Source organism: Kribbella sp. NPDC050459 (assembly GCF_040655315.1).
Lineage (GTDB): Bacteria > Actinomycetota > Actinomycetes > Propionibacteriales > Kribbellaceae > Kribbella.
Genome location: NZ_JBFAJQ010000019.1, coordinates 60,817 through 75,106 on the forward strand (window position 1 = coordinate 60,817; position 14,290 = coordinate 75,106).

General features: G+C 69.8%; 14 protein-coding genes. 9 read left to right on the top strand and 5 right to left on the bottom strand.

Translation table 11 applies throughout. The annotated features are described in order from the left end of the window. Positions 1-53: 53 nt before the first annotated feature. Positions 54-422 (bottom strand): hypothetical protein, encoded by a 369-nt coding sequence (locus tag AB0I12_RS39325; RefSeq protein ID WP_359940488.1) that lies wholly within the window; start codon positions 420-422, stop codon positions 54-56. A 19-nt stretch (positions 423-441) separates the two neighbouring features. Next, on the bottom strand, positions 442-1,167 hold the full coding sequence (locus tag AB0I12_RS39330; protein WP_359940491.1) for a M15 family metallopeptidase: 726 nt from the start codon (positions 1,165-1,167) through the stop codon (positions 442-444). A 176-nt stretch (positions 1,168-1,343) separates the two neighbouring features. Here AB0I12_RS39330 and AB0I12_RS39335 point away from each other — a divergent pair, with 176 nt between their 5' ends. Then, positions 1,344-2,702, top strand: coding sequence for a histidine kinase (locus tag AB0I12_RS39335; RefSeq protein WP_359940494.1), 1,359 nt, complete (start codon positions 1,344-1,346; stop codon positions 2,700-2,702). Then, complete coding sequence (locus AB0I12_RS39340) at positions 2,699-3,439, top strand: response regulator transcription factor (protein WP_359940679.1); 741 nt, start codon at positions 2,699-2,701, stop codon at positions 3,437-3,439. The genes AB0I12_RS39335 and AB0I12_RS39340 overlap by 4 nt, the downstream gene beginning before the upstream one ends. A 148-nt stretch (positions 3,440-3,587) precedes the next feature. On the opposite strand, the gene AB0I12_RS39345 is transcribed toward AB0I12_RS39340, so the two are convergent. After that, complete coding sequence (locus AB0I12_RS39345) at positions 3,588-4,592, bottom strand: transcriptional regulator (protein WP_359940497.1); 1,005 nt, start codon at positions 4,590-4,592, stop codon at positions 3,588-3,590. Positions 4,593-4,653: 61 nt separating this feature from the next. On the opposite strand from AB0I12_RS39345, the gene AB0I12_RS39350 reads away from it, so the two are divergent. Both AB0I12_RS39350 and AB0I12_RS39355 read left to right on the top strand, forming a co-directional pair. After that, complete coding sequence (locus tag AB0I12_RS39350; protein ID WP_359940500.1) at positions 4,654-5,820, top strand: epoxide hydrolase family protein; 1,167 nt, start codon at positions 4,654-4,656, stop codon at positions 5,818-5,820. Beyond that, positions 5,817-6,914, top strand: coding sequence for a winged helix DNA-binding domain-containing protein (locus AB0I12_RS39355; RefSeq protein ID WP_359940503.1), 1,098 nt, complete (start codon positions 5,817-5,819; stop codon positions 6,912-6,914). The genes AB0I12_RS39350 and AB0I12_RS39355 overlap by 4 nt, the downstream gene beginning before the upstream one ends. On the opposite strand, the gene AB0I12_RS39360 is transcribed toward AB0I12_RS39355, so the two are convergent. After that, positions 6,911-7,252, bottom strand: coding sequence for an MmcQ/YjbR family DNA-binding protein (locus AB0I12_RS39360; RefSeq protein WP_359940506.1), 342 nt, complete (start codon positions 7,250-7,252; stop codon positions 6,911-6,913). The two genes, AB0I12_RS39355 and AB0I12_RS39360, sit on opposite strands and share 4 nt — an antisense overlap. A gap of 64 nt (positions 7,253-7,316) precedes the next feature. Here AB0I12_RS39360 and AB0I12_RS39365 point away from each other — a divergent pair, with 64 nt between their 5' ends. The 5 genes from AB0I12_RS39365 to AB0I12_RS39385 all read left to right on the top strand — a co-directional run bounded on the left by AB0I12_RS39365 (position 7,317) and on the right by AB0I12_RS39385 (position 13,135). Next, positions 7,317-8,387 (top strand): alpha/beta hydrolase-fold protein, encoded by a 1,071-nt coding sequence (locus AB0I12_RS39365; protein WP_359940509.1) that lies wholly within the window; start codon positions 7,317-7,319, stop codon positions 8,385-8,387. Continuing rightward, positions 8,347-9,093: an alpha/beta hydrolase-fold protein gene (locus AB0I12_RS39370; RefSeq protein WP_359940512.1), complete on the top strand. Its 747-nt coding sequence runs from the start codon at positions 8,347-8,349 to the stop codon at positions 9,091-9,093. Before AB0I12_RS39365 ends, AB0I12_RS39370 begins: the two co-directional genes overlap by 41 nt. 10 nt (positions 9,094-9,103) lie before the next feature. Continuing rightward, positions 9,104-10,339 carry a hypothetical protein gene (locus AB0I12_RS39375; RefSeq protein ID WP_359940515.1) on the top strand — a complete coding sequence of 412 codons (1,236 nt, stop codon included), beginning with the start codon at positions 9,104-9,106 and terminating at the stop codon, positions 10,337-10,339. A 5-nt stretch (positions 10,340-10,344) separates the two neighbouring features. Continuing rightward, positions 10,345-11,232, top strand: a complete 888-nt coding sequence (locus AB0I12_RS39380; protein WP_359940518.1) for an amidohydrolase family protein — start codon at positions 10,345-10,347, stop codon at positions 11,230-11,232. 97 nt (positions 11,233-11,329) lie between these two features. Further along, the gene (locus AB0I12_RS39385) at positions 11,330-13,135 is read left to right on the top strand and encodes a sugar-binding domain-containing protein (protein WP_359940521.1); all 1,806 of its coding nucleotides are present in this window, start codon (positions 11,330-11,332) and stop codon (positions 13,133-13,135) included. Here AB0I12_RS39385 and AB0I12_RS39390 read toward each other — a convergent pair. After that, positions 13,120-14,229, bottom strand: coding sequence for a putative sulfate exporter family transporter (locus AB0I12_RS39390; protein WP_359940524.1), 1,110 nt, complete (start codon positions 14,227-14,229; stop codon positions 13,120-13,122). The two genes, AB0I12_RS39385 and AB0I12_RS39390, sit on opposite strands and share 16 nt — an antisense overlap. Positions 14,230-14,290: the final 61 nt, after the last annotated feature.

Genomic DNA, 14,290 nt, shown 5'->3' on the forward strand with positions numbered 1-14,290 from the left:
CAGGTCCACGCGAGCCGCCACCACCGAGACGCGGCTCGCGCGGAGGACGCGGGTCAGCGCTCGAGGGCGGTGCGGAGCTCCTCGGCACGGTGGGCGATGCGGTCGCGGCACTCGGTGGTGAGCGGCAGGTCGATCAGCGCGGTCGCCTGCAGATGGCTGAGCCCGAACTCGTCACGCAGGCGACGTACGGCGGTCGAGCGGTCGGCGGCGGCCCGCAGCACCGCGGCGACCTCGTCGCGACGCTCGAACGCGGCCAGGATGCCGTCGTAGATCTCCAGCTGGGTGTACGCGGAACGATCCGGCTCCGGCATCGTGTGCTCCGTCTTGTCACCGGTCCGGATCACCTGGCGCCACAGGGCGGGTACGGCGAGCCGGGCGCGCGTGTAGCGCCGGGTCAAGGGCTGGGCGTAGGTCATGGTCATCGGTAGATCCCCCTAGTAATCAATCTGCCTTGGCCACCGCGTGCGGTTCGCGCGGCGGGCACTTCGTGCCGGGCGTTGTGAGCGCCTCGAAGTGCCAGGGTTCGTTGTCGTACCGGCGGCACACGCCGTACCGCCAGCCGTTCTTGTTCAGCCAGGTCATGGCGGCCGTCGGACCGATGTCCACGGCCTTGCCCTGCACATGAGCGGAGTACTTCGGCGGCAGCACCCAGCGCGTCGCCGCCTTGTACGAGCCGTACTTCTTGATCGCCTCGTTCAGCAGCCGCTGCTGCTTCGCCGCGCTGCGCCGGCCGGAGGTGATCCGGATCGTGACGCCGTCGGCCTTCGCGGCCGCGATCGCCTTCGTCAGCCGCTTCTTCAGCGTCGGCGAGAGGCCGTCGATGCTCTCCTCACGGGAGATCTTCGCGGGCTTCTTGGTGGGCTTCTGTGTCGGCTTCTTGGTGGGAGTCGTGGCGGTCCTGGGCGGAGTCGTCGGGGTCGCCGGCGTCTTCGTCGTACGGCGCGACGGCGTCGGAGTGATGAGCGTCGTCGGCGGTTCACCGATCGCGGGTGCGCCGACTGTCGACACCACGGGCGTCTTGTCCGCACCGAGGCCCAGCACGTCGGTGACCTGCCCGTGCCACAGCAGCAACGATCCGACGACCGCACCGACCCCGACCACACCGATCACGGACAGCAACCGGGTCCGCGCCGCACCGTCCCGGCGCGGCGGCAGGTCGTCACTCATGGGGTACAGCCTTTCGGATCGGGGCGGCGGGCACATCGGTCCCAGGGACCGTTCTGATGCCCCATCTGTAGCCCCTGAGTATCAGTTCGGACGCCGAGCCTCCTCCAAAAGTTGGAGCGAGCGCCCGTCCGGGCAGATGAAGCTTTGGCGAACACAGGCTGACTACCCTGGGCGACGTGAAGAGTATCTGGCGCCGATTGTCGCAGGGGCAGCAGGATGCGCTGCTCGCTGCGGTCATCGGGCTGGTCTGGTTCGTCACGCTGAACTTCGTCAACGGCACCGGTCTGCGCCCGCACAACCCGGCGGTGTCGGTGGTGACGGGCGTGTTCCTGGTCGCCACCGTCGCGTTCGTCCGCCGGATCCCGCGCACGATGCTCGTCACGGTCTCGTTCCTCTACCCGTTCCTGTACGCCGCGGTCGGCACCGGCCTGGCGGCGCAGCTCGGCCTGGCGATGTTCGGCCAGCCCGAGATCAGCGACGCGGCGCTGCAGTCCGAGATCCACCTGGTGCCGCTGCTCGTCGTCGGGTACCTGGCGGCGTCGGCGGGCGTCCGGCGGTTCACGTGTCTGTTCTTCACGATGGGCAGCCTGGCCGGGTTGATGATCGGGCTGCCGACCGTGGTCGCGATCGTCCTCAGCCGCGTCAACCGGGCCATCCTGTACGGCGACCGGTACCGGAGCCTCCCGCGGGACGTGCCGAGCCTGTACTCGTACATCGACGTGTCACTGTTCGTGTTCGCCGAGGCACTGATCTGCGGGATGGTGCTGCTGGGTGCGGACGCGCGCCGGCGCCGCAAGTCCGTCGCACTGCTCGAGCAGCGCAACGCCGAACTGGTCCGGCTGCGCGCGGTCGAGGCGGAGCGGGCCGCGGTGGCCGAGCGGACCCGGATCGCCCGCGACCTGCACGACGTGATCTCGCACCACGTGAGCGCGGTCGTGATCCGGGCGCAGGCCGCGGACCGGGTGGCCGACGAGCGACCCGAGGTCCTGCGGGAGGCGATCCGCTGGATCATTGCCAGCGGCAAGGAGGCGCTGACCGCGATGCGCGAGACCGTCCGGGTGCTGAACACGGCCTCACCGCAGATCGCGGGCGACACCGGCTCGGGCGGCGGGACCGCGCCGGTTCCGGACCTGGCCGATGTGGCGCGGATGGGTGAACGGCTGAAGGCGGTCGGGATCGACGTCACGATGGACCTTCCGCCGCGGCAGCGGCAGCTGACGTCGGCCACCGACCTGACCGCGGTGCGGATCATCCAGGAAGCACTGACCAACGTGATGGTGCACGCCAAGGCGACCGCGGCGCGGGTGACCTGGCAGAGTGGTCCGCAGGGCGAGCTGCTGACCATCGACGACAACGGGAACGGCGGGCCGCCGCCGGTGAACGTGCTGGAGACTGCGCGCCGCAAGGAGAGCGGCCGCGGCAACGGACTGATCGGGATGCGGGAACGGGCCACAGCGGTCGGCGGCACGCTCGCCGTCGCGGCCGGCCCCCTGGGTGGATGGAGAGTGCAGGCATGGCTGCCGCCGCAGAAGTGAGCGAGCCGATCCGGATCCTGGTGGCCGACGACCAGGGCGTGATCCGGATGGGCCTGGCGATGATCCTGGACCACGAGCCGGACCTGACCACGGTCGCGCAGGCCGAGAACGGCGAGGAGGCGCTCCGGCTGATCGAGCAGCACGACCCGGACGTCGTCCTGATGGACATCCGGATGCCGGTGATGGACGGTCTGGTCGCCACCGAGCGGATCACCAGCGCCAACCGGGAGACCGGGCGCGCGCGGCCCGCCGTCCTGGTGCTGACGACGTTCGACGACGAGGCGTACGTGCTGGCCGCGGTCCGCGCGGGAGCGTCCGGGTTCCTGCTGAAGGACACCGATCCGGATCTGCTGGTGTCTGCCGTCCGGGCAGTGCACCGCGGCGACTCGCTCGTCGATCCGGCCTCGACCCGGGTGCTGCTGGAGCGCTGCATGGAGCTGGAGCGCCAGGTCGACGGCGGTACGGCGGTCAGCGCGCCATCGCGACCGGACGCCCGCTGGGCCGGACTGCTGTCCCAGCTGAGCGAGCGGGAACGCGAGATCCTGGTGTGGATGGCGCGCGGTCTGTCGAACCGCGACCTCGCGACCAAGCTGTTCGTCAGCGAGACCACGGTAAAGACCCACGTGAGCTCGGTGCTGTCGAAGCTCGGCCTGTCCAGCCGGGTCCAGGCCGTCGTCGTCGCCTATGAGGCGGGCGTGGTCCGGCCCGGCGAGGCCGACGTGCGCTGGGACACCTAGGCGAACAACCAGAGGCCTACCGCGGCGGCGGCGAGCAGGATCACGACGGTCACGGCTTGGCTGAGCACCGACGCCTTGCGGCGTTGCGGCAGGAAGTCCCCGGTCATGATTCCAGGGTGCGTCGCGAAAACGCCGTACCCATCGGCCGTCAGGATGGTTCCGGACTACTACCAGAGGATGACCGGTCGTTGCCGGGGGCACCCGAAAGAGCCGCCCGGCGGAGACGATCGGACAGGGCGAGGAGCGCGGCCGAGAGCTCGGGCGCGTCGAGGACCTCGAAGTCGACGTCCAGCAGCCCCAGGTAGAGCGTCAGCATTTGCGGGGTGTCGGAGCCGAGCCGGATCAGACAACGGTCCGGGCCGAGTTCCTCGATCTCCACCGGCAGCGGCAGCTTGGCGCGGATCTCGGCGGCCGGCCCGTGCAGGAGCACGCGGGCGACGTACCGCCAGGTCGCCGTGCCGACGCCGCGCTGCAACCTCGCGGTGACCTCGGCCTCCGGCAGCTCCCGGGGCGTGAACCGCGGACCGCCGGGGATCTTCGGCGTGATCCGGTCGGCGCGGAACGTCCGCCAGTCGTCGCGGTCCGGGTCCCAGGCGATCAGGTACCAGCGGCGCCCCATGACGACCAGCCGGTGCGGCTCGACCTCGCGGCTGCTCGCGCTCCCGTCGTGGCTCGCGTAGTCGAAGCGCAGCCGGTGCTCGGAGCGGATCGCGGCCGCGATCGCGATCATCACGTCGGCGTCGACTTTCGGTCCGGTCGCCGGTACGGCGAGCGTCGCCGACTGCATCGCCCTCACCCGATGGCGCAGACGTGGCGGCAGTACCTGCTCCAGTTTGGCCAGGGCGCGGATCGAGGTTTCACCGATGCCCTCCACGCCTCCGTTGGCGGCCGTCCGCAGCCCGATCGCGACCGCCACCGCTTCGTCGTCGTCCAGCAGCAGCGGTGGCAGCGCGCCGCCGGCGCCCAGCCGGTAGCCACCGGTGAGACCGGGCGCGGCCTCCACCGGATAACCGAGCTGCCGCAGCCGGTCGATGTCGGTGCGGATCGTCCGGGTGCTGACGTCCAGCCGCTCGGCCAGCTCGGGACCGGTCCACAGCGCGCGGGTCTGGAGCAGGGACAGCAACCGGAGCAGACGAGCGGACGTGTTCAGCATTTCTCCAGAATGGCGCACATTGCGGAAGGAAGTCTTCCGCAATGGCTTTTACGGTCGAATCATGACGAACACACCGGAGATCCACCCGTTCCTGATCGACATCGACGACGCCGAGCTGGCCGACCTGACGTTCCGGCTCGAGCACACCCGCCGGCCGCGGCCGGTCCCGGGCGACAGCGACGACTGGAGCCGCGGTATCCCCGGCGGCTACCTGTACGACCTGGCCGAGTACTGGCGGACGTCGTACGACTGGCGGAAGGCGGAGCAGGAGCTCAACAGCTATCCGCAGTACACGACCGAGATCGACGGTCAGGTGATCCACTTCTTCCACGTCCGCTCCCCCGAGCCGGATGCGACACCGTTGCTGATCACCCACGGCTACCCGGGGTCGGCGGTCGAGTTCCTGCGGCTCCTCGGGCCGCTGTCGGATCCGGTCGCGTACGGCGGCGACGCTGCCGACGCCTTCCACGTGGTCGTGCCGTCGCTGCCGGGGTTCGGGTTCTCGACCCCGTTGTCCGGCGGCGGCTGGGAGCTGGGGCGGACCACGGCCGCGTTCGCCGAGCTGATGACCCGGCTCGGGTACGAGCGGTTCGGCGCGCAGGGCGGTGACATCGGCGCCGGCATCACCGGGCATCTGGGCGCCACCGTGCCTGACCGGGTGATCGGCACGCACGTGAACAGCGACCGGGGGACGCTCAGCCTGGCCGGCGAGTTCGTACCGCTGCCGGACGACCTCGACGAGCAGGACCTGGCGGTCGTCCAGGAGGCCAAGGCGGTCTGGCAGGCGGGACGTGGCTACCTGGATCTGCAGAACCACACGCCGGACACGATCGCGGCCGGGCTGACCGATTCACCGGTCGCGCAGCTGGCGTGGATCGCGGAGAAGTTCCAGCTGTGGACGGATCCGGCGAAGTCGCCCGAGGAGTCGGTGGACCGGGATCAGCTGCTGACGCTGGTGAGCATCTACTGGTTCTGCCGTGCGGGTGCGAGCGCTGCCCGGTTCCTCTACGAGGCGGCGCACTCCGATCTCGGCTGGGGTGCGCAGTCGACGGTGCCGTCCGGCTGGGCGGTCTTCAACAGCAGCCCGGTGGTTCGCCGGATCGCCGATCCGGAGCGTCGCGTCGCGCACTGGTCGGACTTCACCGTCGGCGGGCACTTCCCGGCGATGGAGTGCGGCGACTTGCTCGTCGAGGACGTGCGCGCCTTCTTCCGTACGCTTGCCCGATGAACGCATCGATCCGCGTGCTGAGCCGGCGGGACCTGAACCGCGCGACCCTCGAGCGTCAGCAGCTGCTGCGCCGCGAGAGCGGACCGGTCGCCGAACTGATCGAGCGGCTGGTGGGGATGCAGGCGCAGGCCCCGCTGGCCGCGTACGTCGCGCTGTGGTCGAGGCTCGAGGGCTTCGATCCAGCCGAGCTGTCCACGCTGATGACCTCACGGCAGGCCGTTCGTGCCTCGCTGTTGCGGTCCACGATCCACCTCGTCACCGCCGAGGACTGCCTGATGATGTGGCGCCTCGTGCATCCGGTCGCGGACCGCGGCCTGCGCGGCGCGTTCGGCAAGCAGCTGGCCGGCGCCGACATCGACGCGGTCGTTGCGTTCGGCACGGATCTGATGAGCCGGGAGCCGTACAGCCGCAGCCAGCTCCGGGAGGTGCTCGGCGAGCGCTGGCCCGACTGGGACGCGAACGCGATGGCGTACGCCGTCAGCTATCTGGCCGGCACCGTCCAGGTGACGCCCCGCGGCGTCTGGGGTGAGACCGGTCCGGCGGCGCTGCAGACCATCGAGAGCTGGCTCGGCCGGGTGCCGATCACGAATCCGTCGATCGACGATCTGGTGCTGCGGTACCTGGCGGCGTTCGGTCCGGCGAGTGTCGCCGACGTCCAGCTGTGGTCGGGGCTGACGAAGCTGCGTGAGGTCGTGGACCGGCTCCGGCCCGGGTTGCGCCTGTACGCCGACGAGGACGGGCGGGAGCTGTTCGACGTACCCGACGGGCCGCTGCCGGCGGCGGACACGCCCGCGCCGATCCGGTTCCTGCCGGAGTTCGACAACCTGCTGCTGTCGCACGCGGACCGGCGGCGGGTCAACCCGTTCAAGCGGGCGGTGCCGCTGCCGCCCGGCAACGGCGCCGCGATGGGCACCGTCCTGATCGACGGCGACTACGCGGCCGACTGGCGTCACCACCGCGGCGCCGACGCGAGCCTGCGGGTCACCACGCACGCGCCGGTCACGGCGGCCGTACGAGACGCGATCGAGGCCGAGGCGGTCGCGCTGCTCGGGCTGATCGGCAGCAAGGACACGCCTGTGGTGGTCACGTCCTAGGTCCCGAAGAACTCGGCGCGGACCTTCTTCGGGACGCACAGCGCCCAGGCGTCGATGATCAGCTCGCGGAGCTCCTCGCGGTCGAGTGCCGCGAGGCGGACCTGGATCCACTGGTAGCGCTCGTCGGAGGGGCGCGGCGGGAAGAACTTGTCGGGCTCGGCGGCGAGCGCGGCGGCCCGCTCCTCGCGGGGGAAGCCGATGCCGATCGTCTCCTCGTCGCGGGAGACCGCGAGATAGACGATCTGGCCGACGCGGAACTTGATCTGGTCGCGGACCAGCACCTCGTAGCTGCGCGGGAGGTCCGCGGTGATGTCGCGGATATCGGTGAGATCGACCACCTTCCTACGATAGAACCTCATCGCTGACAGCTGTTGTCAGTGTTTCCGTGGGTACGGTGGTCGGATGGTCGTGAGCGCAGTCGAAGGTGCCGAGGTGGTTTTCCGCCTCGGCGACACCGCGCATGCGTTCACGGGCGTCCGCCTGTGGCAGGAGCTGGGGCTCGCGGCGGAGTTGCTCGAGTTCAAACCCGTCGACTACGGCTGGGAGTTGCGGCTGCCGCGCCCCTCGGTGCACCGGATGGAGTACCTGTTCGACATCGCCGACCTCGGCATGCGGACGGACCCGACCAACCCGCGGGTGGTCGGCGGCGCGTTCGGCGACCACTCGTGGCTGCCGCTGCCCGGGTACGTCGAGCCGGCCTGGATCGCCGTACCGCCGCTTCTGTCGACGCTGACGCCGCTCGCCGTCGACTCGCCGGTCGGGCCGGTCGACGTCCAGGTCTGGGCGCCGGACGGGATCGCGCCGGCGTTCGAGCTGCCGCTGCTGCTGTCCCACGACGGGCCCGAGTTCGCGTCGTACGCCGGTCTGACGCACTACGCCGGCGCGATGGTCGCCTCCGGTGCGCTGCCGCCGTTCCGGCTGGCGATGCTCCGGCCGACCTCCCGCAACCTCTGGTACGCCGCGAACCCGCAGTACGCCGAGGCACTGACGCAGTACGTCGTGCCGGCCGTGCGGGAGCAGTACGGGAGCCGGCGGCCCGTGATGATGGGCGCGAGCCTCGGGGCGCTCGCGGCGCTGCACGCGGAATGGCAGTTTCCGAACACGTTTTCCGCGCTGTTCCTGCAGTCGGGGTCGTTCTTCACGCCGCAGACCGACCCGCAGGAGTCCGGGTTCGAGTTCTACGCCGAGGTGACCGGGTTCGTCGAGCAGGTGCTGACGGCAACCACGGCGCCGAGCACCCCCAGGATCGCGATGACCGCGGGGACCACCGAGGAGAACGTGCACAACAACCGGGTGATGGCCGCCCGGCTGGCCGAGCTCGGGCTGGACGCGACACTCGACGAAACTCCCGACATGCACAACTTCACAGCGTGGCGGGATGTGCTGGATCCTGATCTGACGGAGCTACTGCGACAGACCTGGGGTGGGGCTGATGGAACGGGAACAGGTCGAGCTGGAGGCGCCGGGGCTTGACCGCCGCGGCACCCTGATCCGGTACGGCCACTACGGCCGGCCGGTCCTGGTCTTCCCGAGCGAGCAGGGACGCGCCTGGGACTACGAGAACAACGGCATGGTCGACGCGGTCGCCCCGCTGATCGAGGCGGGCCGGGTGAAGCTGTACTGCGTCGACTCCTACGACCACGTGAGCTGGTCGGACCGCAGCATCCAGCTCGAGGACCGGGCCCGCCGGCACGAGCTGTACGAGTCCTGGATCGTCGACCAGGTGGTGCCGACGATCGGATCGGACTCACCGGGCGTCAGCGACATCATCACCACCGGCTGCAGCCTGGGCGCGTTCCACGCCCTGAACTTCGCGTTCAAGCGCGCCGACCTGTTCCCGATCGCGATCTGCCAGTCGGGCAACTACGACGCGGCCAGTTGGCACGCGTGGGGCGAGCGCGGCGACGCGACGTACTTCAACAACCCGGCCGACTACCTGCCCAACCTGTCCGGCGACCACCTGGAGTGGCTGCGGAGCCGGCTGTTCATCCTGCTCACCGTCGGCCAGGGCGACTGGGAGACGCACCCGACCGGCTCCCTGCCGTCGGCCCGCGCCACGGCCGCCGTACTGAAGGACAAAGGCATCCCGCATGAGCTGGACCTGTGGGGGTACGACGTAGCACACGACTGGCCCTGGTGGCGGCAGCAGATCGCCCACCATCTGCCCCGATTCTGCTGAGGAGACTCACGTGAGTGATCGTTCGCGTCATCTGATCGGGTTGTTGCTCGGTGCCGAGGAGGACTGGCCGCAGGCGTTCGAGGCGCTGCTGCAGCGGGTCGGGCCGGTGACGATCGACGGGCGCGAGCACGAGTTCGGGTCCCGCCGGCTGACCATCGAGCCGTTCGACCTGAACGACCCGGTCCGGGTCGGGCTGGTGATCGACCGGCTCGCGTACTGGTACTACCACCCGCGCGAGTGGCTGAAGAAGGCCGCGCTGATGAACGGCACCTACCTGCTGAACTCGCCGTTCACGTTCCAGTCGATGGAGAAGCACTCGGCGTACTGCGCGATGCTCCGGCTCGGGCTGAAGATCCCGCGGACCGTGCTGGTGCCGTACAAGAACCCGGTCGACAACGTGCGCTGGGCGTACACGTCGGCGACGTACAACCGGCCCTTCGACCTGGACGCGATCGCCGAGGACCTCGGGTACCCGCTGTACATGAAGCCGTTCGACGGCGGCGGCTGGCGCGGCGTGTCCCGGATCAACAACAAGGTCGACCTGCACCAGGCCTACGACCAGTCCGGCGAGATGCTGATGCACCTGCAGGCCACCATCGAGTACGACAAGTTCGCGCGGGCGCTGTCGATCGGCGCCGAGACGATGGTGATGGACTTCCGGCCGGACGAGCCGATGCACAACCGGTACGCCGTCTCGCACGACTTCCTCAGCCCGTCCGCCGGCCACGAGGCGGTCGCGATCAGCCGGATCGTGAACGCGTTCTTCGGCTGGGAGTTCAACTCCTGCGAGATGCTGGTCAAGGGCGACGCCGTGCACCCGATCGACTATGCCAACGCCTGCCCCGACGTCGCGGTCACGTCCCTGCACTACTACTTCCCGTGGGCGCTGAGCGCGTTGGTGAAGTGGTCGGTCTTCTGCCTGGCGACCGGCCGCCGCTCGTCCGTGGACCTGCACACCGAGCGGTACTTCGAGATCGCGGACGACGAGTCACTCGACTACGAGGCCAAGCTGAACGGGTACCTCGCACTCGCCGACGAGCACTTCGAGACCGCGAAGTACCACGAATGGTGCGCCTCGCACCTGGGCGACTTCGACCTGCGGGTCCGGGACTGGGTGGCCGGCCCCGACTTCGACCGCCTGCTCCGCGAGACCGTCACCGCGACCTACCCGACCCACGAACACGAGAAGTTCTTCGCCCACTTCAAGGGCCTCACCAACCTCTGGCTGGCCGATCAGGCAGGCTAGTGGGCGTGCGAGATGTTGAGGTACCGGCGTGGTGGCGGCGGCTCGGGCTGGACGGGCTGGTGGACGTGCATGTGCACTTCCTGCCGGACCGGGTGCTGAACGCGGTCTGGGCGTACTTCGACCAGGCGTCGTCGCACTACGGGACGGAGTGGCCGATCACCTACCGGACCTCGGTGGAGGAGCGGCTGAAAACGCTGGATTCGCTGGGGGTGCGGGCGTTTCCGGCGCTGGTCTATCCGCACAAGCCCGGGATGGCGGCCTCGTTGAACGCGTGGGCGCGGGACTTCGCGGCGGTGACACCTGGCTGTGTGCCGAGCGGGACGTTCTTCCCTGAGCCCTCCGCGGCCGACTATGTGCGCACGGCCTTGGAGTTGGGGACGCGGATCTTCAAGGTCCACGTCCAGGTCGGCGACTACGACCCGCGCTCCGGTGAGCTCGACGACGTGTGGGGCCAGCTGGCCGAGGCCGGAGTACCCGTCGTCGTCCACTGCGGCTCCGGTCCGATCCCGGGCAGGCACACCGGTCCGGGGCCGATGGGTGAGGTCCTGCGGCGGCACCCGCGGCTGACCGCGGTCATCGCGCACCTCGGCATGCCGGAGTACGCCGAGCACCTGGCGCTCACGTCGTACCCGAACGTCCACCTGGACACGACGATGGCCCTGACCCCCTTCACCGAGGCGATGATGCCCTTCCCCGGCGACCTGATCCCCCGCCTGGCCGACCTCCAGGACCGCATCGTCCTCGGCTCCGACTTCCCCAACATCCCCTACGAGTACGCCGTCCAACTCGCCTCACTCGAGGCACTGGACCTCGGCGACACCTGGCTCCGCGCCGTCTGCTGGACCAACGGCACCCGCCTCCTCGGCCTGCCAAGCGCCTGCGCCGCGCCCTGACCAACGCCCGGGCAGGCTGGGACTGGCCGTTGCCCGGGTCATTTCAACGTTGTAAAGTGCTGCCGTCCCGCCATCGACCAGCATCACGGGAGAGCACATGTCACAGCCTCGTGCGGAGTACCCGCGTCCGCAGTTCGTCCGGCCCGAGTGGGTGAATCTGAACGGCGAGTGGCAGTTCGAGATCGACCGGTCGGACTCCGGACTGGAGCGCGGCCTGCGCGAACGCGAGCTCCCGCAGCGGATCGTCGTGCCGTTCGCGCCGGAGACCGAACTGTCCGGGATCGAGGACGTCGACTTCATGGAGGCGGTCTGGTACCGCACGACCGTGACGATCCCGGCGGACTGGGTCGGGAAGGACGCCGTCCTGCACTTCCAGGCCGTCGACCACGACGCCACCGTCTGGGTGAACGGCGAGGAGGTGGTCCGGCACCGCGGCGGGTTCACCCCGTTCAGCGCGAACCTGCGCCACGTCGCCCGGCCCGGCGAGCAGGCGACGATCGTGGTCCGCGCCCGCGACAGCCACCGCGGCCCGCAGGCCCGCGGCAAGCAGAGCCAGCTGTACTTCAACCACAGCTGCCTCTACACCCGCACCACCGGCATCTGGCAGACCGTCTGGCTCGAAGCCGTCCCGACGGTGCACCTGAAGCGGCCGCGGATCACCCCGGACGTCGCCGGCTCCAGCTTCCACCTCGAAGTCCCGGTCTCGGCGAACAAGACCGGGTACAAGATCAAGGCCACCCTGAAGGACGCCGACGGCGAGATCACCACCGCCGAGGTCCGCGCCGACCTCGACCTCGCCCCGCGCCTCACCCTCCAGGTCCCGGCCGGCCGCGTCCGCCTCTGGGACACCACGGACCCGCACCTGTACGACGTCCGCCTCGAGCTGATCGATGCCGACGGCAACGTCGTCGACGGCGCCGACTCGTACGCCGGCCTGCGGTCGGTGAGCATCAACGGCAAGGCGATCCTGATCAACGGCAAGCACGTGTTCCAGCGGCTCGTGCTCGACCAGGGGTACTGGCCGGAGAGCCTGATGACGGCCCCGTCGGAGGAGGCCATCGTCCGCGACATCGAGCTCAGCCTGGCGGCCGGGTTCAACGGCGCGCGGCTGCACCAGAAGGTGTTCGAGGAGCGGTTCCTGTACCACGCGGACCGGCTCGGCTACCTGGTCTGGGGCGAGTTCGGCGACTGGGGTTCGGGCGGCGACACCAGCGAGAACAACCAGCAGCCGACGGCGTCGTACGTCGCGCAGTGGCTCGAGGCGGTCGAGCGCGACTACAGCCACCCGAGCATCGTCGGCTGGTGCCCGCTGAACGAGACGCACCAACTGCTGCACGACCGGATCACGCAGCTCGACGACGTCACCCGGGCGATGTTCCTGGCCACGAAGGCCGCCGACACCAGCCGCCCGGTGCTGGACGCGTCCGGCTACAGCCACCGCGTGCCGGAGACCGACGTCTGGGACTCGCACAACTACGAGCAGGACCCGGCCGAGTTCGCGAAGCAGATGGCGGACCTGGTGAACGACAAGCCGTACGGCAACACCGGCGGCCCCGACGGCAAGCCGATCTCGCTGGCCTACGACGGGCAGCCGTACTTCTGCAGCGAGTTCGGCGGCATCTGGTGGAACGCCGAGAAGGCTGCCGCCGGGAAGAGCGGGAACTCGGCGGACTCGTGGGGCTACGGCCAGCGGGTCGCGAACGAGGAGGACTTCTATGTCCGCTTCGCCGGCCTGGTCGACGCGCTCCTCGACAACGAGTTGATGTTCGGCTACTGCTACACGCAGCTGACCGACGTCTTCCAGGAGGAGAACGGCATCTACAACTTCGACCGCAGCAACAAGCTCGACGTGCCGCGCATCAAGGCGGTCCAGGACCGCCAGGCGGCCTACGAGAAGGACTGAAGCACCAGCGAGCCGACAGCGACCAGGGCCCAGAGAATCGCTCCGAGCAGGAGCGGCCTGGGCCCTGCGTCGCGTAGCTCACGCGGGCGCAGGGACAGGCCGATCGCAGCCAGCGCTGCGGTGATCAGACAGGTCCCGATCACGGTCAGCGTCGGCAGCCAGGACTCCGGTACGGCGCCCGCGGAGCGCAGGCCCGCGGCGGCGACGAAGCCGATCAGGAACAGCGGGACGAGCTTGCGCCACGGCAGCGGCTGACGGATCGAGGCCGTGGCGCCCTTGTACGACCCTTCACCGACGGCGTCGAGGGCCCGCGCCGCGCGGTTCTCGCGGCGGATCTTCAGCGCGGCCAGCGTCAGCACGATCGGGATCAGGGTCAGCGACCGGGTGAGCTTGACGACGATCGCCTGGTCGCCGGCCGCCTGGCTGTACGCGTACCCGGCCGCGACGACGGACGACGTGTCGTTGACCGCCGTACCGGCCCACAGGCCGAAGGCCTCGGAGCTCAGGCCGAGCAGGTGCCCGAGCGGCGGGAACGTCAGCACGGCGACGATGTTGAAGGTGAAGATCGTCGCCAGCGCGTAGGCCACCGACGAGCGCTTGGCGCCGATCGCGGCGGTCGCGGCCGCGATCGCGGAGCCGCCGCAGATCGCCGTACCGACGCCGATCAGCGTCTGGGTGTCACCGCGGACGCCGAGCAGCCGGCCGAACACCCATGCACCGCCAAGGGCGAGGGCCAGCGTGCCGAGCATGACCGGCAGCGACGAGACGCCCACCCGGGCGACCTGCTGCAGCGACAGCCCGGTCCCGAGGACGACGATCGACAGCTGGAGCAGTGTCTTCGAGGCGAAGTCGTACCCGGGACGCCAGACGTCGGAGCGCAACGCCGGGATCACACTGCCCGCGATCACGCCGAGCAGGATCCCGAAGACCGGCCCGCCGACGAGCGGTACGAGTCGCCCGAGCGGCACCGCCACGGCGGTCACCAGCAGCACGATCCCGAGGCCGCGCAGGCGCCGTACGACCGGATCCAGGCGGCGGTGGGCGGTAGCGACGGCGGGGTGGCTGTCAGGTGTCCTAACCTCGAACTGCACCACCAGCCGGTCCCCTCCTGCGAGAAATGTACGTACATTGAAGGTAGGAGATGACCGGACATTT

What these genes read in the sequence shown, in the direction of transcription:
- AB0I12_RS39345 (WP_359940497.1), bottom strand. Translation starts at nt 4,592, where the DNA reads ATGCTGAACACGTCCGCTCGTCTGCTCCGGTTGCTGTCCCTGCTCCAG.
- AB0I12_RS39365 (WP_359940509.1), top strand. Translation starts at nt 7,317, where the DNA reads ATGGTCGTGAGCGCAGTCGAAGGTGCCGAGGTGGTTTTCCGCCTCGGC.
- AB0I12_RS39350 (WP_359940500.1), top strand. Translation starts at nt 4,654, where the DNA reads ATGACGAACACACCGGAGATCCACCCGTTCCTGATCGACATCGACGAC.
- AB0I12_RS39330 (WP_359940491.1), bottom strand. Translation starts at nt 1,167, where the DNA reads ATGAGTGACGACCTGCCGCCGCGCCGGGACGGTGCGGCGCGGACCCGG.
- AB0I12_RS39355 (WP_359940503.1), top strand. Translation starts at nt 5,817, where the DNA reads ATGAACGCATCGATCCGCGTGCTGAGCCGGCGGGACCTGAACCGCGCG.
- AB0I12_RS39325 (WP_359940488.1), bottom strand. Translation starts at nt 422, where the DNA reads ATGACCATGACCTACGCCCAGCCCTTGACCCGGCGCTACACGCGCGCC.
- AB0I12_RS39385 (WP_359940521.1), top strand. Translation starts at nt 11,330, where the DNA reads ATGTCACAGCCTCGTGCGGAGTACCCGCGTCCGCAGTTCGTCCGGCCC.
- AB0I12_RS39370 (WP_359940512.1), top strand. Translation starts at nt 8,347, where the DNA reads ATGGAACGGGAACAGGTCGAGCTGGAGGCGCCGGGGCTTGACCGCCGC.